We start from the raw sequence: 21,743 nt of genomic DNA on the forward strand, positions 1-21,743 counted from the left end.
TCTCCTGCATGAGGTACACTTGAAATGAAACATTGTAAATATTATATTTCATATTTTAATTAGAGGGGTGCGCGGATGGCTATTTCAGTCCAGAACGTAGAGAAAACGTATCAAAGCGGAGAAGTGAAAATAGAAGCGTTAAAGCATGTGACATTAGATATTGATGATAACGAGATCATAGCCATTTTAGGGCCTTCAGGGTCCGGGAAATCGACTTTATTAAATGTGATCGGAGGCATAGACCGCTGTGATTCAGGGACGGTTATCATGAACGGATTGGACCTTAGCACCTGCAAAGACAAAGAACTTACAGAATATCGAAGAAAACATGCGGGGTTCATATTTCAGCAATACAACTTGATTCCGACTTTAACAGTGAAAGAAAATATTGAAGTCGGAAGAGAACTGAGCAGCCGACCGCTTGATATGGAAGAAATACTTGGCAAGGTCGGGATGTATGATAAGAGGGATAAATTCCCTTATCAGCTGAGTGGAGGAGAACAGCAGCGTGTCGCCATTGCGCGTGCCTTGATCAAAAACCCGGAAGTTCTTTTATGTGATGAGCCAACTGGTGCCTTGGATGAAGAAACCGGAAAGAAAGTCCTGGCACTGCTCCGCTTCGTTCAAGAAACATACGGAACGATGGTGCTGATTATCACCCATAATCAGGGAATCGGAGAAATGGCGCATAAAGTCGTCCGAATGAAAAGCGGAGCAATCGTAGAGACGTATAAGAACGAACAACCTGTTGATCCGGAGAAGGTGAAGTGGTCATGATTCTTCGGAAGTCTGTGCTTCGTACCCTGAAAGAGAGGAAGTTTCAATACGGCGGGGTCATGCTCCTGCTTATGCTTGCGGTCATGCTTTACGTCAGTTTATCTATGGCAATCGCTGCCTTGGATAAAAGAAATGAAACATTTATAGAGGATTACAGGCAGGAGTCTTTTCATATAGTTACGAGCGAAGAGCCGTCGGCCCGCCTGCTTACCAGTTGGACTGATAAATATGAAGCAACGCTTGAAAAGCGGAAATTTAAAGATCTGCAGGTATCCGAATCGTCTACGCTTCGCCTCCTTACTCCTACGGAAAAGATAAATAAGCCCTACCTTTCAGAAGGAAAGATGCCGAATAATGCCGGTGAAGTTGCCATCGCACCGGTTTTTGCAGAGGCCAATGGAATTTCCATCGGAGATGAGTTGGAAACGGAGGCAGGCGTTTTAGAAGTCACTGGTTTTGTATATTTGCCTGATTATATCTACATGGTCAAGGAGCAGACGGACGTGCTGAGCCATGCAGAGGCATTTGGTATCGGTGTTGCCACCGAAGAAACCATCAATCATTTTCCGGGAAACGCAAGGACAGAGGTTCTCGGGATGTCCGTAGAAAACCCGGATCGATTCATGGAAGCCATTCGTCAGGATATTTCCGTCCTGCAGTACGTTCCGGCTGATGAGAATGCAAGAATTCAGTACGTCGAGACAGAGATCGAAGGGGCGGAACGTATGGTAACGACGCTCCCGCTGGTCATCCTTGCTCTCTCCGTATTTATGGTGCTGCTTTTGATGAAGCGCAGGATCGATATGCAACGGCGGGAGTTAGGTACGCTGATGGCGATGGGGTACAGGAGGGGAGAGTTGATGAAGCATTACTTGACCTATGCCTGGGTCATTGGTTTATCCGGTACCCTTTTAGGAGTGGCTGCAGGTTCCTTGTTATCCCTGCCGTTATCTGATTTGTACGCAGTTTATTTCAACTTGCCGGCTTTCGAAACCTTTACCTGGAATCTCTCTGTTCTTATCATCGGCCTTCTTGTACCGGTGGTGCTCCTTTTATTATCTACAGCGACACTCATTTGGCGTGCGCTTCAAAGTGACCCTTTGACGCTGCTTCGTCCGAAGGAGATGAGCAGAGGGAAGAAATCCTGGTTGGAAAAGCTGCCCTTTGTGAGAAATGGAAGTTTCCTGCGGCGTTTCAGGCTGCGGCTGATCATTCGCAGTAAAGCGAGGGCGTTGTACGTGTTCGCCGGGGTTATTTTCTCGTCGGTCCTGCTGCTTATCGGTCTCATCACCTTTCAAAGCATGGATCGACTGGTAGAGCAAACATACGAAGAAATACAGGCTTATAATTATGCTGTCCACTATTCAGGAATCAAGACTGCGGATCCGGAAGAAGAGGCCAGTCCTTTCACAATGACAAATCTATCCGTCAAGGGAACAGACGTAACGATCAACGGTTTCGGCATAGATCCCGAAACAGATCACATGCGGCTTCAGGCCGGAGGAGAGAATATGAACGAGCGTTTGAAAAAGGGAGCAATTCTCAGCGCACCTTTGGCTGCCGTACTGAAGGTGAAGGAAGGGGATACGGTTACCTTTCATGGAGAAGGCGGCGAACTGCGTGCAAAGGTCACCGGTATTGCCGATATGTACATCGGAAACAACGTGTTTCTCGAGAGGACACAGATGAATGAAAAGCTCGGTCTTCCTGAGAACGGATATACGGGGGTATGGCAGGACCGGAAACCGGAAACCGCCGATGATATCTATATGGTTGAGGACAAACAAAGGCTGATGGACAGCTTTGAAGCCACTTCAGGAGCTACTCGCAGTTCTGTACTAGTTATGGCAGCTTTCGCATTTTTTATCGGTGTACTTATATTGACATTGCTGATCCATTTAATCGTCGAGGAAAACAGCTCCTCCATTTCCTTGCTTAAAGTCATGGGATATCGTGATGAAGAAATTTCCAAGTTGCTGCTGCGTGTTTACACGCCTGTCGTTTTTCTCGCCTATTTTGTTTCCATTCCACTTGCCGGCTGGTCCCTGGAACAGACGATGAATTCATTGGTGGAAGAAACGGGATTCCTTCTCCCGACGGATGTGAACGTGTGGATGGGGGCCATCGGGCTGGCGGCCATCGGTTTTACCTATTGGTTCTCCCTGTTTTTATCCAAACGGAAATTAAGGAAAGTATCGCTTCAGGAAGCACTCAGTAAACAAGCAGAGTAGGGAGGAGGCCTGTTTGTAACATAAGGAAATGCTTCTGGAATAAAAGAAGCAAGAAAAAGTCAAGGGAAGTATCCCTTGACTTTTTTGTATTGTATGATCAGCCGAATATCCGTTTCATGATGGATAGTCCCAAACTAGAGCCGGGGTAGCGGAAACTTTGGTCGAATTTCGTAGTTTGTTTCGTAATACTCTTCGAATGAGAGAACGTATCAAAACTTGCTTGTCCATGATAACTGCCGATTCCACTTTCTCCAACCCCTCCGAATGGGAGGTGGGGGTTGATAATGTGATAAAGGGTGTCATTAATGCATCCGCCACCGAATGAAATGGAAGACAGGATCTCCTGCTGATCTTCTTCCGACTCTCCGAAGTAATATAAGGCAAGCGGCTTTGGTTTTTCTGTGATCTGTCCTGTGACTTCTTCCAGGGAATCATACGTCAGGATAGGAAGAATCGGCCCGAATATCTCTTCCTGCATGACAGGGTCCTGCCAGGAGACTTGGTCAAGGATCGTAGGCTCAATTTTTTGATTCCTTTCATTAACGGCGCCACCTGATACGATGGTTCCGGAATCCAGGTAGGCAGCGACACGATCGAAGTGTGCCTTGTTTACAATCTTTGTATACTCTTCATTATTTAAAGGATTGGAGCTGTAGAATTCTTGAATATACGCCTGCAGAGATTTCATAAGCTCCGCCTTAACTTCATGATGGACGTACAGATAGTCCGGTGCAATGCACGTTTGCCCTGCATTGGTGAACTTACCCCAGACAATTCGTTTCGCTGCCAGGTCGATCGATGCATCCTTATGGACGATGGCAGGGCTTTTCCCGCCTAATTCAAGTGTGACTGGGATGAGACGTTTCGCTGCCTTCTCCATAATGATCCTTCCTACAGGCACGCTGCCGGTAAAGAAGATGTAATCCAGCGGCTGATCGAGAAGCTCCTGGGTAACCTCTTTGTCCCCTTCGACGACGGCTATGAATGCAGGGGGGAAGTATTGTTCGATCATTTTTTTTAATACCCAGGAAACCGTAGGCGTCAATTCCGATGGTTTTATGATTACTGTGTTTCCGGCTGCGACCGCTCCGATAACAGGGGCAAGCGCTAATTGAACCGGATAATTCCAAGGCGCGATGATGAGCACCGTACCATATGGTTCTTTCATAATAAAGTTTTTGGAGCCGGTGTGAGTTAACGGCGCTTTTACTTTCTGCGGTTCCATCCATGATTTCAACTGTTTGAGATGATGATCTATTTCGCTTTTTAAGAAGGCGATTTCAGATGCGTAAGCTTCGTATTCGGATTTGCTCAGGTCGAATTTTAACGCTTCCAGAATCGGCTTCTCAAAGGTTGACAGCATCTTCTTCATTGTTAAAAGCTGTTCTTTACGGAAGGAATAGCTTTTTGTATGTCCCTCTTTGAACCATGCTTTCTGCTGCTGCACGATGGTTTGCATAAATTATCCCCCTTAACGGTTTCTGCTTATAGTATGACGATAGAAATCATGGGCGATCGTCGTGTTCGGAAAGATAGAACGTGCCTCTTCCGCCAACTGTTCCACGGCTTTCCCTTGATACCTTGAGGATACATGGTTGAGAATAAGTTCGCCTGCTCCCGCTGCATCTGCCAGTGACGCAGCCTGCTTGACTGTGGAATGATAATAGTCATATGCCATCTGTTCTTCATCACCGGCAAACGTCGCCTCGTGAACGAGGACATCTACAAGCTGAAGTTTATCTGCAAGGGAGGGGAGGTATCTGGTATCCCCGAGAATGGCCAGCTTTCTGCCCTTCTCCGCAGGGCCGAGCACGTCGGAACGATGGATAACCCGGCCGTCTTCCAATCGGGTCGTTTCCTGCTCTTTGATCGTCTGGTAAATCGGCCCGGGCTGTATGCCGAGTTCCTTTAATCTGTGTGGCTGCAGTTCTCCTAATCTGTCTTTCTCTTTCAAAAGATACCCGTAGCTTTCGAGGCCGTGTTGTAATTTGACCGCTTCTACAATGAACTGATCGTCTTCGAAAAGCATCCCTTCCTTTACTTCCACTACGCGGAGCGGATAGCGGAGGTGGGTGCCGCTGAGCCGAAGACTCCAGTCGATATACTCTTTCAATCCTGCCGGGCCGTAAACGGTTACAGGCGATTCGCCACCCTGGAAAGACCGGCTGCTCAGCAGACCGGGAAGACCGTAGATGTGATCTCCGTGCAGGTGGGTGATAAAAATGACCTCAATGCGCCGAGGGCGGAGGTTCGTGTTCAAGATTTGATGCTGCGTTCCTTCACCGCAGTCAAAGATCCATGTCGTACCGCGCTCTTCCAGCATGCGGAGTGCCAGAGAAGAGACGTTGCGTTCTTTTGAGGGGACTCCTGATCCCGTTCCGAGAAAAAATAATTCCATCATACATTCACTCCTACTACCATCTACCCCCATCATACCACCTGGGGGCGGGGAACACACTTCTAAAATAGAAAAAACCTGCCGGCTGAAAGCGCGGCAGGTTCGTTCCTTAAAGAGCGGATCACCATGCTCTTGTGTACTGAATCGGTCCTTCTAGGGGATATCCAAGCTCATCGGCAGCCTGCTTGGCCCAGTATGGGTTGCGCAGAAGAGGCCTCGCAAGAAAAATCAAATCCGCCCGGTCGTTCTGGAGAATTTCTTCGGCCTGGTTTCCAGTCGTAATCAGCCCGACAGCCCCTGTATCGATAGAGGCACCTTCTTTCACCTGTTCAGCGAATTTCACCTGGTATCCAGGGTACGGTTCGATGCTTGCCGGAACGACTCCTCCTGAACTGACATCGATCAGGTCCACGCCCTGTTTTTTCATTTCCTCGGAGAAATAGATGAAGTCTTCCATCTGATTTCCGCCTTCCCGGTACTCTTCACCGGAGATGCGTGTGAACAATGGTCCATCCCATACCTCTTTAACGCCCTTGATAATTTCTTTAAGGAAGCGGTATCGGTTGGCACGGCTTCCACCATATTCATCAGTCCTTTTGTTTGTAAGTGGAGAAAGGAACTGGTTGATCAAATATCCGTGAGCCGCATGAAGTTCGATAATATCGAATCCTGCGCGCTTGGAACGGGAAGCGGCTTCTCTGAAGGCATCGATGGTCCTGTCGATATCCGCTTTCGACATTTCCGTAGGTACTTTCATGGAAGCGCTGAATGCTTCTTGCGTCGGTGCGAAAATCTCATCGCGTAAATTGGCCTTCCTGCCGGCGTGGGCCAGTTGGATGCCTGCTTTTGCACCGTGACGATGGATGCCTTCATTTATCTGCTTCAATCCTTCGATTTGTTCGTCTTCCCATATTCCGAGATCTTCATGGGAGATACGCCCTTCCGGGAGGACGGAAGTTGCTTCAATGATGACCAGTCCTACCTGTCCTGCCGAACGGCTCTCATAATGAGCCAAGTGAAAAGGCTGGACTTTTCCGTCCTGGTCGTGAGCTGAATACATGCACATAGGTGACATGACGATTCGATTCTTCAATGTAACATCTTTTACTGTATAAGGGTGAAATAGTTTGTGCTTCATGAACGATCCTCCTATGGATGATGAGGTGTACCCTCGTATAGAACGGGAGGCACCATAAGTATAAAATATCAAAGGACGATCGATCGTGCGAATAATTAGGCTCGGTGCAGAAGGCAGGGAGGAGGCTGTCTTCTCCAAGACGCTTCAGACGGGAGGTTATTTTCGAACTTTTTCTTTTGCCAGGTCCCTGTATTCCAAAGCCTGGTGCGGGACGTCCGTAAAGATACCGTTCACACCGAGCTGGTAGCATTTTTTCATCAACGCCGGCCTGTTTACCGTATAGATCCGCAGGTCCAATCCTTCCTTCCGGCATTTCTTAGCGAGCTTCTTGTCCAATAGCCGGTGCTTAACGTGAAGAGCATCGGCTCCTATGGATTTCGCATACTGGCACAAATCCCGCATTTTCGTAGAGGTGAGAAAGGCAGTTGGAACAGAAGGGTTGATCTCTTTCAGTCTCACAAGGGAGTCCGGGTTGAAAGAGGAGAAGACCGTCCTTTCGAGCACCTGATGCCGCTTCAGAGTATCGTAGACGATCTGTTCTATATTCTTATAAGGAATGACATTTGTCTTTAATTCTATATTCAAAAACATAGGTTTATCATGGAACCACCGCAGGAACTCTTCTAATGATACAATATAGGTGTCAGAATATTCAGGGGAAAACCAGCTTCCGGCGTCAAGCAGACGCAGCTGGGCATACGTGTAGTCCTGAACAAACCCTGTCCCATTTGTCGTCCGGCGGAGGTTTTCATCGTGTATTAACACGGGAACTTGATCTTTGGTCAGCTGCACGTCTGTTTCGATTCCGTCTGCGCCTGACTCCGCAGCGATCTCGAAGGCGGGCATCGTATTTTCCGGCGCTAATTTGCTTGCTCCTCTATGCGCAAAGATCAATGTTTTCATAAAGATGCACCTCTTCCAGATAGACTTTGTGTTTGATTGTGTGGGAAAAACTAGTAAAAGTCAATAAGGAGTGTTGACCATGACCCTGTGGCAGACAAGGGAACAATTGACCGAATTGCTATGCTCTCTGGTAGAATACCCGAGCATAACCAACAGCAACGAAGAAATCGCCATCATTGAATACTTATATTATATTTTAGAGGATCGGAATTATTATCAAAACAAGCCCGATCACCTGAAACTGCATCCCTTGGATGACGGACGTCAACTGTTGACTGCACTTGTGAAAAAGGACGAGGCCGCAGATACGATCGTGTTGATCGCCCACGTCGATGTCGTTGGGATCGAGGATTACGGATCGTATCAGAACCTGGCTTTTTATCCGAGAGAATTGACGCAGGAGTTCCTTAAGAACATCGACGACCTGCCGAAGGAAGCAGCGCGGGATTTAAAGACCGGAAACTGGCTCTTCGGCCGGGGAGCCATGGATATGAAAGCGGGACTTACGGTTCACCTGTCCCTGTTGGAAAAAGCGATGGCGGGTGAATTTGACGGTAATCTGCTGCTTGTTGCTGTGCCGGATGAAGAGGTGAACTCCGAAGGGATGCTTGCCGCTCTCCCGGCACTTGCCGAGATAAAAGAAAAAGAGAACTTGAACTTTAAAGCCGCTTTGAATGGCGAGCCTATGTTCAGCAAGTACCCAGGGGACCCTGCCTATTATCTTTATACAGGATCGATCGGCAAGACGCTCCCGGGCTTTCTATGCTACGGGAAAGAAACGCACGTCGGTGAGCCCTTCGGCGGTTTGAACGCAAACTTGATGATGAGTTATCTCGCCCAGGAGCTGGAGTTGAATGAAGCATTCATCGAGAATGTCGGTGGAGAGCGCACGCCGCCTCCTATCAGTTTGATGCAGCGGGACTTAAAGCATGAATATTCCGTGCAAACACCACAGGCAGCCGTTACGATGTACAACGTGCTCTATATGAAGCAGACGATTCAGGAGCTGAATGAGAAGCTGCTTCAGGCCGCCCAGCGGGCCCGGGCGAAAATTATCCATCACTATCATCATCAAGCCTCCTTTTATTTAAAAGGAACGCAAACCTCTTCCTTCCAGCCTGATATTACGATTCTGACTTATGATCAGCTGTATAAGGAAGCCGTCAAACGTTTTGGAAAGGCGGAAGTCGACCGTCGCCAGAACCGGTTAGTGAACTTAAGGGATCAGGGAGACAGGGACTTTTCCACAACACTCGTGCAGAGCCTTGCATCCATATGTAAAGATATCAGTCCGATGATCGTCCTTTTCTACAGTCCGCCGTTCTATCCGTCTGTATCGTCTCATGACGATCCTTACATTCAACATGCGGCGAAGACAGCGATGGATTATGCCAGGGAGCATTATGGAGAAGAGTTGGAGATGGTCGAATATTTCACGGGGTTATCGGATTTAAGTTTCATAGGACCAGCTTCGACGGCAAGTTCGCTTCAGGACCTTACGAAACAGATGCCGATTCACGGCAATGGATTTGAATGGCCGGCAGAGGCGATGGAAATGATCACGATGCCGATCCTTAATGTCGGTCCGCTCGGCAGGGATCCGCACCAATGGACGGAGCGGCTGGAATTGAGCTACAGCTTTGAAAAACTTCCGGTGATTCTGACTCATACGATCCATGAACTTTTTCGAACGCAGGAATAGTAGATAAAGGTAATAAAAAAGCGCCGGAGATTATTCTCCGGCGCTTTCTTCCTGTGGTTTATCCATTATAATAGATGCCGGCACCCGGGCCGATTTCCGCGCCTGGAATGAACATCCAGATCAGCAGCATGACGATCCAAATGATGGAGAAAGCAATCGAATAAGGAAGCATGGTGGATATCAATGTTCCGATTCCCACCTTCTTATCGTATTTCTGTGCAAAAGCAATGACGATTGCAAAATACGGCATCAACGGAGAGATGATGTTTGTCGTTGAATCAGCAATTCGGTATGCCAATGTCGTGAGCTCAGGGGAATACCCGAGGTTCATCATTAATGGAACGAAGACGGGAGCCATGATCGCCCATTTGGCAGAAGAACTTCCGATAAACAAGTTGATGAACCCTGCTACGAAAATGAACGCAATGATTAAACCGATTCCTGTGAATCCGATAGAATCCAGGAATTCTGCACCGCTTACGGCGATGACTTTCCCAAGATTGGTGTGGTTGAAATATGCGACGAACTGACCGGCTGTGAAAGCGAGTACGATATACATCCCCATCGAAGCCATCGTATCGGACATCTGGTTGGCAACGTCTTTGTCGTTCTTGATTTCTTTCGTAATCCGTCCATAAACATAACCAGGTACGATGAACATGATCAAAATGACAGGTACAAGGCTTTGGAAGAACGGAGAGGCAAGAAAGTCATCAGGATCACGAAGCGGCCCCCAGGATGGTAAGACGAGCAGGGACAAAAGTCCGATCGTTACGATGAAAGCGATGAGGGCACCGAGCATTCCTTTTTTCTCGATAGGAGTGACATATTGAGCCTCGTCCTCGCCTATGTCTCCTTTATACGTTCCTAACCTCGGTTCGACGATCTTGTCCGTTACGATTGTTCCGATTATTGTCAGGACGAATACGGAAGCGATCATGAAGTAGTAGTTCATCGTATAAAGAATGGTGTCTGCGTATTCAGGATCGATCGTAGCTGCCGCCTGAATAGTAAGGTCACCGAGCAGTGGATCAAGGGATGTCAAGAGCAGGTTGGCGCTGAACCCGGCAGATACACCGGCGAACGCAGCTGCCAGTCCTGCAAGGGGATGGCGTCCAAGACCTGCGAACAATACGGCTCCAAGCGGTGTCAAAACGACATACCCGGCGTCCGCTGCCATGCTCGACATGATTCCTCCAAAAACGAGAGCAGCCGTCATCAAAGACCGCGGTACCGATGTGACGAGACCACGAAGCATGGCACTAATAAGTCCGGACCGTTCCGCGATACCGATTCCAAGCATCGTGACAAGGACGGTTCCGAGCGGAGCGAAACCTACAAAGTTCTCCACCATGCTGTCAAATATATATTGAATCCCATCGCCTGACAGCAGGTTGACGACTTGAAGCGTTTCTCCTGTTGCCGGATCTTCCACTTCCACGTTCATGGAAGAGAAGATCCACGAAGCGATGATGACTAACAATGCAAAAATTGCGAACAATGTGACAGGGTGAGGGAGTTTGTTGCCGATCCGCTCGATTCCGTCAAGCATCCGCATCGTAAGCCCTTTCTTTTCTGTTTGGTCCATTTTTTTCCTCCTACTTTTTACTGTGGTATTATTTATTTACGATAACGCGTTAAAGTATATAAAATAATTATTTGTATTTGAAGGCATTTGGAAAAAGTGCCACTAGAAAAAACATTTTGAGTTCAAGAAGTATTACGAATTGTTACACAAGGGAAAAATATACATAAACATGCTACAATAGAAATGAATGATGATTCAGTTAGGAGGGGTTTGATATGCGTACGTTAAAAGATACCATTTCACAAATCACTTTACCTACGCCTTATGCGGTCGGTGATGTACACATATATTTATTGAAAGGAGACCGCTTGTCACTCGTAGATGCGGGTGTGAAAACGGAAGAGGCCTGGACGGTTTTGAAAGAGCGGCTCAAAGAGTTGGGATATGCACCGGAGGATATCGAGCAGGTCATCCTCACCCATCACCACCCGGACCATATGGGGCTCATCGAGCGCTTTCCGAAACTCGACTCCATTATAGCACACCCTAAACTTAAGCCTTGGCTGGAGCGTGAGGAAGAATACTTGCAGCGTTATGAGAGGTTTTTCAAAGCTATGTATATAGAATCTGGCGTTCCGGAGAGGTTTTTACCGATGCTTCAAGGGCTGCGTAAATCCTTGAAATGGTCCGCCCGCGGCACGTTAACCGGCACTCTGCAGGAGGGGGATACGCTTCCTGGTCATGACAATTGGAAGGCATTAGAGACACCGGGGCATGCCCAGAGTCATCTTTCTTTCTTACGGGAAGCAGACGGGGCGTTCATCGGCGGCGATCTTCTTTTGTCTCACATTTCCTCCAACCCTCTGCTTGAGCCAGGTTTCTGTGACGGGGATCCACGTCCTCGTCCACTTCTGCAGTACAGGGAATCGTTGGAGCGACTGCTTGATCTTCCTATTACTTCCATTTACCCGGGGCATGGGAAGATCTTTGACGGTCACGTCCCTTTGATCAAAGAGAGGCTGGAAAAGCAGGAGAAACGAGCACGAAAGGTGAAAGAAATGGTAAGGGAAGTTCCGCTTACGGCATATGAAGTGTGTGAACGGCTGTTTCCGAAACATGTGGAATCCCAACTCGGGCTTACGATGTCGGAGAGTATTGGCCAGCTCGATTATTTGGAGCATCATGGAGACGTCAAGACACAGGTAACAGAAGGACGAAAACGATATGTAGTGGAGGAATGATCTTGTGAATGAACTTGTAAAAGGAAAGAAAGTGCTGATAACCGGTGCTTCCAGCGGCATCGGCCAATACATAGCGATCCATACGGCCATGCAGGGGGGCGTACCAATTCTTGTCGCCCGGTCAACCGACAAACTTCGGATCATTGCTGAGAAGATTGAGGAATCTTTCTCTATCGAATGCCCGTGGTATACGGCAGATTTATCGATGGATGCCGAGTGGAAAGATGTCATCGACCAGATCTGCTATGACCATGGATCGATCGATGCACTGGTAAACAATGCAGGGATGGCCGTTTTCGATCTGGTGGAACAGGCGAAGTGGAAGGATATTGAACGGATGGTTGCGGTAAATGTGACTTCCTTGTTCCGTTCCACCCATCAGCTGCTGCCTCATTTCCTTCAAAAAGGGGAGGGGCATATCGTCAACATCGCTTCCCAGGCCGGGAAAATGGCGACACCGAAATCGTCGGTCTACGCAGCGACAAAGCATGCTGTGCTTGGCTTTACGAATGCGCTGCGCATGGAGGTGGAACCGAAGGGAGTGTTCGTCACTTCTGTCAATCTTGGACCTGTCCAGACCAACTTCTTCGAACAGGCGGATCCGGCGGGTACCTACCAGAAGGCGGTCGAACAAATGATGCTTGACCCCAACCATGTCGCTAGAACCGTCGTCGACCACTTGTTTACCAAATGCCGGGAAATCAATATGCCTGCCTGGATGAATGCAGGAAGCAAACTCTATGCACTGTCACCGGGAACGATTGAGAAAGTGATGAAAAAGCAGTTTGAGAAGAAATAATGGCTTCCTCTCTTCCGTTTGCAGCGGAGGGGCGGGAGCTTTTTTCTTGTTATTCCATTCGTTCGTTTCAGAAGCTGAAGAAGGATAAAATAAAGGATTTATTAAATCGGGTGCGTGTACCGGATTCGTGTCTACAATGAAAGTGTCAGGAAGGGGAACAGAATGGCTGCTATTTTACTGGTAGAAGATGACAAAGAAATTGCGAGAATTGTAAAGGACCATTTCACACGGCAGGGGATGGAGGTGACATGGGCTTCGACTGGACAGGAGGGATGGGAGGATTTTCACGATAAGGCGTATGATTTGATACTGGTCGATTTGATGCTTCCGGAAATGGACGGATACAGCCTTTGCAGAAACATCCGTCTGAAAAGCGATCTGCCGATTGTAATCATCAGTGCCAGGCAGGAAGAAGAATCGAAAATCAAAGGCCTCGACCTCGGTGCGGATGATTATGTTACCAAACCCTTCAGTCTGATGGAACTTACAGCCAGAGTCCAGTCCCATTTGCGCAGGTATGACCGCTACAGAAACCCGGAACAGGAACTGTCACGGGAGTGTTTGTACTCCGGTGAGCTTGCAGTGGATGTGGAGAAGAGGACGGTGAAAGTGGCAGGGAAGGAAGTTATGCTGACGGCTAAGGAGTTCGCGATGCTCCGGTTGTTCATTCAACATCCGCTTCGTACCTTCACCAAAGCGGAACTGTACGAACACATCTGGGGAGAGGTGGAGCTTAATGGTAATAACACGATCAATGTCCATATCAAGAGTCTTCGAAATAAGCTCGGGGAAAATGTCAAAGAACCGATATGGATCGAGACCGTCTGGGGAACCGGCTATCGTTTTATCGGGGAAGTCCTCTCATGAAAATAAGGACATGGCTGATGATTACCTATCTGCTCGTCATGATCCTCCCGCTCGCCGGCGCGTATGGCTTTTTTCTCTGGGTGCAGGAATGGAACCATGAGAAAAGGGTGGCGGATACGTTTGAGTTAACAGAGCGTATCCATGAACTGGAAGCATCATTACAGTCCGTGGACTGGTATGAGCGCAGACCACGCGAAGAATTTAATCGAGAATGGGAAGCGGTGACGAATGATTCCGACGTAGCCGTTAAGCTGTTTCGATCGGATGGGTTGATGGTCTATAATTCTGAATCCAATGATTTACGGATCGAGCCCCGTCAATCGCTGCTGCAGGGTCTTTATCACTATGACTTATCTTTTCAGTCCCTTTCCGTAAAAAAGCCGGTATTCGTTGACGGGGAGATAAAAGGGATCTATGACATCCGGATCGACCGTTCGGAATGGGTGGAAGGGGTGAAGAACAGGCGCATCGGTATTCTTGCATTATCCGGAGTTTTATTTCTACTCATTTACTCCGGGGTGCTTTGGATGCTGCACCGCAAGTGGAACCTTCCCTTAAAGCGTTTAATTTCTGGTATGGACCGCTTTGCAGATTACCAGACGACGGTGCGTTTCCCGGATAAGAAGAAGGATGAGCTCGGCCAGTTAATGACTCATTTCGAAAGCATGCAGGAGCAGGTGGAAGCGGCCAACAGAGAAACCGTCCGGGAGCAGGAAGAAAAGCAGCTCATGATGGCTTCTTTCTCCCACGATATTAAGACGCCCCTGACATCTTTACAGACCTATGCGGAGGCTCTGCAGGGAGAAGGGTTGACGGAACAGGAAAGGAAAGAATACCTGCAGATCCTCGCAGGTAAATCCAATCACTTGAAAGGTCTGATTGAGGATTTGACGACATTCGCCAAGTTTCAGTCCAGCAGCTATGAGATGGAGCGGCCTGAAGTGGATGCAGAAGAATTCTTTGATATGTTGTTTGAGGGCTACGATGAGATGGCCCGTGCCCGAGGAGTCCTGTTTCTAAAAGAAGAGAGAATCGAAGGAACGGTGCGGATGAGCGCCAGGGAAATGATTCGTTACCTCGATAATCTTATGAGCAATGCCCTGCGCTATACGCCGGAGGGAAAAACCATTTTTGCCGCCGTCCTTGGCGAAAAGGAGCCGCTGCCCGGGTGGGTTTTCCCGGAGGCAGCAGAAGAGATGTTCCAGGAAAGAAAGGGCCGAGCGCTCTTGCTTGTACAGAATGAAGGGCCGGCGATTGCGGAACAGCAGCTGGAATCGGTACTCAAGCCATTTTATCAAGGAGAAGCTTCCCGGACGTCGGATGACGGCAAACAATCGGGGCTTGGATTAAGCATCGCCCATATGATTGCTGAAAGCCATGAAGGAGAGATGAAGCTTTGGTCCGTGCCCGGGCGCGGGATGATCATTGCTATGTTGTTCAATCAAGTACATGAAGGAGAGGGTTAAACGTGAGGAAGTGGTTAATTGGAGTCATTACAGCAGGTGTGTGTCTCGTATCGGCTTGCTCCGCTGAGTCGGGCGGAGCGTACTCGCCGGATCAGATTGTAGCAAATGCGGTCGAAAAAGAAGATCAGTTGGATCGCTATTATATGAAAATGGAGATGGATGTCCAAAAAGGAGACGATACCATTGACCGCTCTACAATGGAACAGTGGTCGGATGTTGCTAATAATCGGATCAAGGTCATCGCAGATACGGAGGGTGGTGCTGTCCAGTCGTTGAATGATGGGAAGACAACTATGTTTTATTCGGAAGAGCAGGGAGAAGCATTCACCATAGACAGTCCCGGGACAGAACAAATGCTTTCCGGGGAGTCTCAACGGGAGCAGCTGCAGCAAATGCTTCAAGAGACAAGGAAAACCCATGACGTCGAGCTCATTGGGGAGGAAGAAGTGAACGGATTTGGAACGTACCATATCAAAGCCGTGCCGAAAGAGGACGGGGGATTCCGCGGGAACGAGGAGTATTGGATTTCCGATAAGCATTGGATCATTATCAAAATGGTCGCCCATAGTGAGGATCTTAAGACGGAATATACGGTGACGGAATTGGATGTGGACCCTTCCTTCGACGACCGTACCTTTACGATGGACCTTCCTCAGGGTGTCGAGGTGAAAGAGATGGATGATCTCGGTTTAACGGAGGAGACGTCTCTTGAAGAGGCAGAGGAAATCTACGGTCAGCCTGTTTTGAAGGTCAAGGATGAGGCCTATGAATTAACAGCTGTTGATCGTTTCTCCAGCAAAGAGCTAAAGCGTACCGAGGTGAATCAATCCTATAGCAAAGATGGATACGGGCAGTTCACACTGACTTCTTTTGAAGCTCCGGAAGACAACCTTTCTGCCGGTTTCAGCGGGGAAGAAATAGTGGAAGTCCGAGGGATGAAGGGCGTCTTTACGGAAGATGTCATTACAAACCTCCTTTGGGAAGAAGGTGGACTTCGGTATTCGCTCCTTGTGGAAGACCCGGAGCTGACAAAGGAAGAAATATTTGCCATTGCCGAGGCGTTGGAATGACGGTCGAGGAAAGGATGGAGAGTAAATATGGGGATGATTGCTATCGCATCTATCTGGATATGGGCAGCAGCAATAAAAGAGCTGCTCAAACCTTCGGACAGGCAGGGTCACCGTAAAATCATCATTCTTACAGCTGTAGGTACTTTATCTGCTGCGGTCCTCACGGTTTCGCTTCTCTAAGCAGGTAAATGATTGTAAGGAGCAGTATCGGTACGATTGATGGCAGGAGGTTGAATCGATGGGAGTTGTTCATTGGTACGATTGGATTATTCCGACAAGTCCATTTGCTTCGTTTCTTTTCGGCATGCTCTTCACCGCCGCCACCGCCGGGTTAGCCTGGTGGGAAACGAGGAGCAAGCGGGTGATGCTGCTCGTATTTTCAGTGGGGGCGGTCGTCACATGCGTCGGGGTGCTTTTGCTTAAGTGGATCGGTCACTATGGCTGAAGGGATAGATAAGAAGACGATAACGGGATTTTGTGCGGCGTCCCTTTTCAGTCTTCTTTCTGTTTTATCTGCAGTCCTTTCCAGTGAGTATTTTGTCTTTTACCTTGTGCTTGCTCAAATCGCAGCGTTTTTGAGCGTGGCCCGGGCAGAAAAGGTACATAGAAGCCGGGAAAAGTAATGGTTTCTCATAAAGGTCCCCCTTATCCTTCTGCAGGAAAGGGGACTTTTTCTTTTTTGTCAGTTTTCCTCTAACAGTAATTGCCACTTGCAAATGCGAACATATATTCGCATAATAGTATGTAGAGGAAAAGGAGGAGCAGGTATGAAAAATCCGAACATCGATTACGGTAGTTATCCAGACCGGGGGATCCTCTGTGTCGATATGAAGAGTTTCTATGCCAGCTGCGCGGCTGTCGCGCGGGGACTCGACCCGCTGATATGTCCGCTCGCGGTCGTTGCAGATATGGAGCGCAGGGGAAGTGTCGTTCTGGCGGCGACGCCCGCTATGAAGGAGAAGTACGGCATCCGAACAGGCAGCCGCCTGTTCGAAATTCCCTCCGTTCCGGAAATCGTCATCGTCTCCGCTCAAATGAAAACCTATTTAGAGATTTCCACGCAAGTGACGGATTTGTTCCATAAATTCGTGCCGAAAGAGAAGATCCACACCTACAGCGTCGATGAAAGCTTTCTTGAAGTGGGGAACGGAGAAGGGAGATTCAGCAATCCGGAAGAAACTGCCCAAATGATTATAGATGAGCTGAAGGAAACGTTCCATCTGGATGCAGCGATCGGCATCGGTCCGAACATGCTGCTTGCGAAGCTGTGCCTGGATCTGGAAGCGAAGAAAAAGGGTGTTGCCCGTTGGACGTATGACAACTTCAGAGAGAAGCTGTGGCCGGTGGCACCATTGTCCGAGATGTGGGGGATCGGTCCTCGTCTGGAACGGCGGCTCAACCGGATGGGGATCTGGTCTGTCGGCCAGCTGGCGAAGTTTCCGTTGGAACAGCTGGAGAAAGCGTTCGGGGTCATGGGCAATCAATTTTTTTACCATGCAAACGGTGTCGATCTGTCCGATCCCGGGGCACCGATCATCCAGGGGCAGGTCAGCTACGGGAAGAGTCAGATTCTCTTGAGGGATTATCATAAGCCCGAGGATGTTAAGTACGTCATCTTGGAGATGTGCGAGGAAGTCGCCCGTCGCGCCCGGCGGAAAGGGCATGCGGGACGAACGATTTCCCTCGGTATCGGCTACAGCAAAACGGAAGGCGGGTCCGGTTTCCACCGGTCGGTTTCCGTCGAGCATCCGACGAGTATTACGATGGACCTTTACCGGGCATGTCTCGTCTTGTTCAGCCGCTATTATAACGGCGGGGTCGTACGTAAGATTTCCATTTCGCTTGGGAATATAACGGAAGACTCGGACATCCAGCTTGATTTGTTTCAGCACGCCCGGGACAGGAAAAGGGATCTTGGGTATGTAATGGATGAAATAAGGGAGCGGTACGGTCAGGATATGCTGCTGCGGGCCGTGTCATGGACCGATGCGGGCACGGCCCGCCATCGGAGCCGGCTTGTCGGAGGTCACTATGCAGAATAGAGAAACAGAACGATTGCACGAACGTCCCGGATTTTTTAAAATAGAGGAACAGGAGGGATGAAAGATGAAATTAAGGATAACAGACGAAGCAATGGAACAACTGAAGCGGATGGAAGAAACGGAGCGTCCGATTATTCGGCTGTTTTATGATACCGAAGGCTGCGGCTGCGGTGTGAACGGGCTTCCTATGATCCGCTTTGATGATAAACGGTACGATACGGATAAAGAAGTGGAAAATGAAGCGTATCCTGTCGTCATCGACGACCAGCAGTCTGTCTTTTTCAAGCAGGAAATGAAGCTGGATTTTGCCAAGGGAACGTTCCGCCTGTCCAGCCCGGACGGTATCCTAAATCCGATCATCCCGATTAAAACGGTCAAAGGAGCTGCGGTATGAGCAAGAAGAAACAAACGAGTGGAACACTGGCGGATCAGCTTGGTGCCGATGTTTGGACGAAGCTGGAGTCTAAAAAGGCCGAGCTGAAAAAGCAGGAGGAGATCCGTGAAGCGAAAGAGAAGGAACGCCGGATCGCTGAACGGAAACAAAGAGAAGCGAACAAAAGCTTTGAAGAGCTGCTCAACGAGAGTGACATGGATTGGAAGAAATTTAAAAAATGAGTCCCCATCCCGGGGGCTTTTTTCATTGGAAGGAGATCGATGAACCGTAGTCAGAAAAGCGGGAATTCCCGGACTTCGACGGAAACGATTGACCCACAGCCCCTTCGTTGTTATGATTCTCGTTATAAATTGATACATGAAGTACCTTGTATAAGTTCAGGAATATGGCCTGAGCGTTTCTACCAGCTACCGGAAATAGCTTGTCTACAGGGAAGAGTGAATGTTGATTCCTTTTTCCTATGGATGAGCACTGGTGCTGGGACCGGTGCTTTTTTTGTTGCATTATAGGAGGGTACATCATGAGAAACTTCTTTCAGTTCCAGGACCGTGGTACGAACTACCGCAAAGAAACCATGGCTGGAATTACAACGTTTCTGTCCATGGCTTATATTCTGGTCGTTAATCCGACCATATTGAGCCAGGCAGGTATGGATAAAGGGGCGCTGTTTACGGCGACTGCCCTGTCAGCCATCGTAGGTTCACTGTTGATCGGACTGCTGGCGAATTTCCCGGTAGGAATCGCTCCGAGTATGGGGTTGAACTCTTTCTTTACTTTTTCTGTTGTTATCGGAATGGGGATTGACTGGGAAATCGCATTGACAGGGGTATTCGTAGCCAGTGTCATTTTCGTTATTTTGAGTCTTTTTAAGATCCGTGAGAAAATTATAAACGTTATTCCCAAGGATTTAAAGCATGCTATTGCCGGAGGAATCGGCTTCTTCATCGCATTTATAGGTTTGAAGAACGCCGGCATCATCGTCGGGGCGGAATCGACGATTGTTTCGATCGGTCAGTTCACAACACCTACAACAGCCCTTGCTGCCTTCGGGTTCATCATTACGCTCATGCTGATGGTTCGTGGTGTGCGTGGAGGCATCTTCTACGGGATCGTCATCACGAGTATCGTCGGGATGCTTGCGGGACTGGTTGCTGTTCCGGATTCAATTGTCGGACAGGTGCCCAGTCTTGAGCCTACGTTCGGTGTCGCGTTTGAAAACCTCGGGAATATTTGGACGCCTGAAATTCTGGCTGTCATCTTCACGTTCCTGTTCGTGGCGTTCTTTGATACCGCTGGTGCCCTTATTGCCGTGGCGAGCCAGGCGGGAATTATGAAGGATAACCAAATTCCCAATGCCGGTCGTGCGCTTCTCGCCGACTCCACTTCTGGTGTTGCGGGAGCGGTCTCCGGTACTTCCACGACGGCGTCCTTCGTCGAGTCATCAGCAGGCGTTGCAGTCGGTGGACGGACCGGTTTCACCAGTGTCGTCATATCCGTCTGTTTCTTCATTGCTTTATTCTTTTCCCCGCTTCTCGGCGTCATCACGCCGGAAGTCACAGCTCCGGCTCTCATCATTGTCGGGGCATTGATGGCGACAGAAGTGAAGGAAATCAACTGGGATCGATTTGAAATCTTTGTCCCTGCCTTCGTGACGATCATTATGATGCCGCTCACGTCCAGTGTGGCGACAGGGATTGCGCTCGGGTTTATTCTTTACCCGTTTGCTATGATTGCGAACAGAAATTGGAGACAAGTCCATCCGATTATGTACGTTCTCGCTTTTCTGTTTCTGCTTTATTTTATATTTTTATAATAGGGACAGCCCTCGGAGTAGAACTCCGGGGGTTTTTTTGATTTAAATTAGGAGACAATTCGGATAATTGAAACGATGATCAGCCGTCACCCGTATAGAAAAGAAAAGGGGGATGCGTGCGATGCGTTTTCTTTACAGTAACAGAGAAACCTGGATCAAGAAATCGAACCAGTCTTTTTTGGAAATCGGTGGCGTCATGCTGACCGTAGTTTTTTCATTATACGTACACGACAGGGTGGAACCATTCTATATGCTTGCGAGTGGATTTCTTTTTGTGCTGGGAATCGCTAAATTCATTTACTACAGAAAGATGCCGGAACGGGTATATGTCTCCCTTGGGAAAGACCACTTGAAGATCCGGGCTAATTGGATCGACAGGAATATCTCTGTTCCCTTTGAAGAGATTACAAGGATGCAGCTGGTTGACGGAGAAATTCTCGTGCTACAAACAGGAAAAGACAGAGAAGAAGAAGAAATATATTTAGAGAATATGAAAAAAGAGGATAGGGAAACGCTGCTTAGAGAGCTTGACGGATTGTCTGGAAAGCGTGTATCGATGTCATTCTTACATACAAATGAGGAAGAGGGGGAAGAACGTGGAGCATGTAACAGAACATAACAGCAAAGCATGGGACAAGAAGGTTGAGGAAGGAGTCCGCTACACAGCATCGGTTTCCTCTCTTACTGTGGAAGAAGCGAAGGCAGGCGTCTGGTCGATCGGGGTAACGGCAGATAAGCAAATACCGAGAAACTGGTTCCCACCTTCCATGGAGGGGCGGAAGGTTCTTTGTTTAGCTTCAGGGGGAGGGCAGCAGGGCCCGGTACTTGCAGCCGCAGGAGCAGACGTCACGGTTTTCGATCTGTCGGAGAAGCAGCTGGAGCAGGATCGTAAAGTTGCAAAAGCCGAATCGCTCTCTTTGCAAACAGTGAAAGGGGATATGACAAATCTGTCCTGTTTCCGTGATGAAACGTTCGATTTGATCATCCATCCCGTGTCTAATGTATTTATTCCTGACATTCGTCCCGTTTGGGGGGAAGCCTCCCGCGTACTGAAAGAAAAAGGGGTGCTTATCTCCGGGTTTATGAATCCAGTGCTATATCTGTTCGATGAGGAAAAAGAAGCGGCAGGCAAGTTGGAAGTGGTACATAAGATTCCATATTCTCCGCTGGAGGAAGAAGTACGAGAAGGCGAAGCGCTCGAATTCGGCCATACGCTGGAGGACCAGCTCCAGGGACAGATGGATGCCGGCTTCGTAATCACGGATATGTATGAAGACAACTTCGGGGACGGGAGGCTGGTCGATTCTTACATCAAGACGATGATGGCGACAAGGGCAGTGAATGTTAGGCTTTAGGTGCCGAGCGCTTCGTTAA

The 21,743-nt window shown here is 48.6% G+C and carries 22 protein-coding genes and 1 riboswitch; of the genes, 17 read left to right on the forward strand and 5 right to left on the reverse strand.

The window, feature by feature from the left end:
- Window positions 1-75: 75 nt before the first annotated feature.
- Window positions 76-777, forward strand: coding sequence for an ABC transporter ATP-binding protein (locus D479_RS16520; protein ID WP_008639249.1), 702 nt, complete (start codon window positions 76-78; stop codon window positions 775-777).
- A complete protein-coding gene (locus tag D479_RS16525; protein WP_008639251.1) occupies window positions 774-3,008 on the forward strand; it encodes an ABC transporter permease in 2,235 nt (744 codons plus the stop codon). Before D479_RS16520 ends, D479_RS16525 begins: the two co-directional genes overlap by 4 nt.
- Window positions 3,009-3,105: 97 nt before the next feature.
- Here the strand turns inward: D479_RS16525 and D479_RS16530 are convergent, their stop codons facing one another.
- From D479_RS16530 to D479_RS16545, 4 genes are all read right to left on the reverse strand, one after another.
- Window positions 3,106-4,467: an aldehyde dehydrogenase gene (locus D479_RS16530; RefSeq protein ID WP_008639253.1), complete on the reverse strand. Its 1,362-nt coding sequence runs from the start codon at window positions 4,465-4,467 to the stop codon at window positions 3,106-3,108.
- A 12-nt stretch (window positions 4,468-4,479) separates the two neighbouring features.
- Window positions 4,480-5,406, reverse strand: coding sequence for a ribonuclease Z (gene rnz, locus D479_RS16535; protein WP_008639255.1), 927 nt, complete (start codon window positions 5,404-5,406; stop codon window positions 4,480-4,482).
- 121 nt (window positions 5,407-5,527) lie between these two features.
- Window positions 5,528-6,544, reverse strand: coding sequence for an NADPH dehydrogenase NamA (namA, locus tag D479_RS16540; RefSeq protein WP_008639257.1), 1,017 nt, complete (start codon window positions 6,542-6,544; stop codon window positions 5,528-5,530).
- A gap of 156 nt (window positions 6,545-6,700) precedes the next feature.
- Window positions 6,701-7,447 carry a glycerophosphodiester phosphodiesterase gene (locus tag D479_RS16545; protein WP_008639260.1) on the reverse strand — a complete coding sequence of 249 codons (747 nt, stop codon included), beginning with the start codon at window positions 7,445-7,447 and terminating at the stop codon, window positions 6,701-6,703.
- 79 nt (window positions 7,448-7,526) lie between these two features.
- Here D479_RS16545 and D479_RS16550 point away from each other — a divergent pair, with 79 nt between their 5' ends.
- A complete protein-coding gene (locus D479_RS16550; RefSeq protein WP_008639268.1) occupies window positions 7,527-9,149 on the forward strand; it encodes a M20/M25/M40 family metallo-hydrolase in 1,623 nt (540 codons plus the stop codon).
- 58 nt (window positions 9,150-9,207) lie between these two features.
- Here the strand turns inward: D479_RS16550 and D479_RS16555 are convergent, their stop codons facing one another.
- Complete coding sequence (locus D479_RS16555; RefSeq protein ID WP_008639270.1) at window positions 9,208-10,737, reverse strand: AbgT family transporter; 1,530 nt, start codon at window positions 10,735-10,737, stop codon at window positions 9,208-9,210.
- Between the two features lie 215 nt (window positions 10,738-10,952).
- On the opposite strand from D479_RS16555, the gene D479_RS16560 reads away from it, so the two are divergent.
- The 14 genes from D479_RS16560 (at window position 10,953) to D479_RS16625 (ending at window position 21,724) form a co-directional block, all read left to right on the forward strand.
- Window positions 10,953-11,918: an MBL fold metallo-hydrolase gene (locus D479_RS16560; RefSeq protein ID WP_008639272.1), complete on the forward strand. Its 966-nt coding sequence runs from the start codon at window positions 10,953-10,955 to the stop codon at window positions 11,916-11,918.
- Window positions 11,919-11,922: 4 nt separating this feature from the next.
- A complete protein-coding gene (locus tag D479_RS16565) occupies window positions 11,923-12,717 on the forward strand; it encodes an SDR family oxidoreductase (protein ID WP_008639274.1) in 795 nt (264 codons plus the stop codon).
- Between the two features lie 162 nt (window positions 12,718-12,879).
- Window positions 12,880-13,584, forward strand: coding sequence for a response regulator transcription factor (locus D479_RS16570; protein WP_008639276.1), 705 nt, complete (start codon window positions 12,880-12,882; stop codon window positions 13,582-13,584).
- Window positions 13,581-15,050 (forward strand): HAMP domain-containing sensor histidine kinase, encoded by a 1,470-nt coding sequence (locus D479_RS16575; RefSeq protein WP_008639278.1) that lies wholly within the window; start codon window positions 13,581-13,583, stop codon window positions 15,048-15,050. Before D479_RS16570 ends, D479_RS16575 begins: the two co-directional genes overlap by 4 nt.
- Window positions 15,051-15,052: 2 nt before the next feature.
- Window positions 15,053-16,120: a hypothetical protein gene (locus D479_RS16580; RefSeq protein ID WP_008639280.1), complete on the forward strand. Its 1,068-nt coding sequence runs from the start codon at window positions 15,053-15,055 to the stop codon at window positions 16,118-16,120.
- A 27-nt stretch (window positions 16,121-16,147) separates the two neighbouring features.
- Window positions 16,148-16,300, forward strand: coding sequence for a hypothetical protein (locus D479_RS20825; RefSeq protein ID WP_008639281.1), 153 nt, complete (start codon window positions 16,148-16,150; stop codon window positions 16,298-16,300).
- A 58-nt stretch (window positions 16,301-16,358) separates the two neighbouring features.
- Complete coding sequence (locus D479_RS16585; protein ID WP_008639283.1) at window positions 16,359-16,565, forward strand: hypothetical protein; 207 nt, start codon at window positions 16,359-16,361, stop codon at window positions 16,563-16,565.
- Window positions 16,558-16,743 (forward strand): hypothetical protein, encoded by a 186-nt coding sequence (locus tag D479_RS16590; RefSeq protein ID WP_008639285.1) that lies wholly within the window; start codon window positions 16,558-16,560, stop codon window positions 16,741-16,743. Before D479_RS16585 ends, D479_RS16590 begins: the two co-directional genes overlap by 8 nt.
- A 144-nt stretch (window positions 16,744-16,887) precedes the next feature.
- On the forward strand, window positions 16,888-18,162 hold the full coding sequence (locus D479_RS16595; RefSeq protein WP_008639287.1) for a UV-damage repair protein UvrX: 1,275 nt from the start codon (window positions 16,888-16,890) through the stop codon (window positions 18,160-18,162).
- A gap of 64 nt (window positions 18,163-18,226) precedes the next feature.
- The gene (locus D479_RS16600) at window positions 18,227-18,556 is read left to right on the forward strand and encodes an iron-sulfur cluster biosynthesis family protein (RefSeq protein ID WP_008639289.1); all 330 of its coding nucleotides are present in this window, start codon (window positions 18,227-18,229) and stop codon (window positions 18,554-18,556) included.
- Window positions 18,553-18,777 carry a YqkE family protein gene (locus tag D479_RS16605; RefSeq protein WP_008639291.1) on the forward strand — a complete coding sequence of 75 codons (225 nt, stop codon included), beginning with the start codon at window positions 18,553-18,555 and terminating at the stop codon, window positions 18,775-18,777. Before D479_RS16600 ends, D479_RS16605 begins: the two co-directional genes overlap by 4 nt.
- A 126-nt stretch (window positions 18,778-18,903) precedes the next feature.
- A riboswitch (purine riboswitch) is annotated at window positions 18,904-19,004 on the forward strand.
- 72 nt (window positions 19,005-19,076) lie between these two features.
- Complete coding sequence (locus D479_RS16615) at window positions 19,077-20,369, forward strand: NCS2 family permease (RefSeq protein WP_008639293.1); 1,293 nt, start codon at window positions 19,077-19,079, stop codon at window positions 20,367-20,369.
- 121 nt (window positions 20,370-20,490) lie between these two features.
- Entirely contained in the window at window positions 20,491-20,988 is a 498-nt protein-coding gene (locus D479_RS16620; protein WP_008639294.1) for a hypothetical protein, read from the forward strand.
- Complete coding sequence (locus D479_RS16625) at window positions 20,966-21,724, forward strand: class I SAM-dependent methyltransferase (protein ID WP_008639297.1); 759 nt, start codon at window positions 20,966-20,968, stop codon at window positions 21,722-21,724. Before D479_RS16620 ends, D479_RS16625 begins: the two co-directional genes overlap by 23 nt.
- The last annotated feature ends 19 nt before the right edge of the window (window positions 21,725-21,743 follow it).

The sequence above is a fragment of the Halobacillus sp. BAB-2008 genome (genome assembly GCF_000328325.1).
Taxonomy (GTDB): domain Bacteria; phylum Bacillota; class Bacilli; order Bacillales; family Halobacillaceae; genus Halobacillus.

Excerpts from the sequence above, each read along its gene's own strand:
- D479_RS16560 (WP_008639272.1), top strand. The coding sequence starts at position 10,953 with ATGCGTACGTTAAAAGATACCATTTCACAAATCACTTTACCTACGCCT.
- namA (WP_008639257.1), bottom strand. The coding sequence starts at position 6,544 with ATGAAGCACAAACTATTTCACCCTTATACAGTAAAAGATGTTACATTG.
- D479_RS16520 (WP_008639249.1), top strand. The coding sequence starts at position 76 with ATGGCTATTTCAGTCCAGAACGTAGAGAAAACGTATCAAAGCGGAGAA.
- D479_RS16615 (WP_008639293.1), top strand. The coding sequence starts at position 19,077 with ATGAGAAACTTCTTTCAGTTCCAGGACCGTGGTACGAACTACCGCAAA.
- D479_RS16600 (WP_008639289.1), top strand. The coding sequence starts at position 18,227 with ATGAAATTAAGGATAACAGACGAAGCAATGGAACAACTGAAGCGGATG.
- D479_RS20825 (WP_008639281.1), top strand. The coding sequence starts at position 16,148 with ATGGGGATGATTGCTATCGCATCTATCTGGATATGGGCAGCAGCAATA.
- D479_RS16525 (WP_008639251.1), top strand. The coding sequence starts at position 774 with ATGATTCTTCGGAAGTCTGTGCTTCGTACCCTGAAAGAGAGGAAGTTT.
- rnz (WP_008639255.1), bottom strand. The coding sequence starts at position 5,406 with ATGGAATTATTTTTTCTCGGAACGGGATCAGGAGTCCCCTCAAAAGAA.
- D479_RS16590 (WP_008639285.1), top strand. The coding sequence starts at position 16,558 with ATGGCTGAAGGGATAGATAAGAAGACGATAACGGGATTTTGTGCGGCG.
- D479_RS16575 (WP_008639278.1), top strand. The coding sequence starts at position 13,581 with ATGAAAATAAGGACATGGCTGATGATTACCTATCTGCTCGTCATGATC.
- D479_RS16585 (WP_008639283.1), top strand. The coding sequence starts at position 16,359 with ATGGGAGTTGTTCATTGGTACGATTGGATTATTCCGACAAGTCCATTT.
- D479_RS16570 (WP_008639276.1), top strand. The coding sequence starts at position 12,880 with ATGGCTGCTATTTTACTGGTAGAAGATGACAAAGAAATTGCGAGAATT.
- D479_RS16595 (WP_008639287.1), top strand. The coding sequence starts at position 16,888 with ATGAAAAATCCGAACATCGATTACGGTAGTTATCCAGACCGGGGGATC.
- D479_RS16605 (WP_008639291.1), top strand. The coding sequence starts at position 18,553 with ATGAGCAAGAAGAAACAAACGAGTGGAACACTGGCGGATCAGCTTGGT.
- D479_RS16555 (WP_008639270.1), bottom strand. The coding sequence starts at position 10,737 with ATGGACCAAACAGAAAAGAAAGGGCTTACGATGCGGATGCTTGACGGA.
- D479_RS16545 (WP_008639260.1), bottom strand. The coding sequence starts at position 7,447 with ATGAAAACATTGATCTTTGCGCATAGAGGAGCAAGCAAATTAGCGCCG.
- D479_RS16620 (WP_008639294.1), top strand. The coding sequence starts at position 20,491 with ATGCGTTTTCTTTACAGTAACAGAGAAACCTGGATCAAGAAATCGAAC.
- D479_RS16530 (WP_008639253.1), bottom strand. The coding sequence starts at position 4,467 with ATGCAAACCATCGTGCAGCAGCAGAAAGCATGGTTCAAAGAGGGACAT.
- D479_RS16550 (WP_008639268.1), top strand. The coding sequence starts at position 7,527 with ATGACCCTGTGGCAGACAAGGGAACAATTGACCGAATTGCTATGCTCT.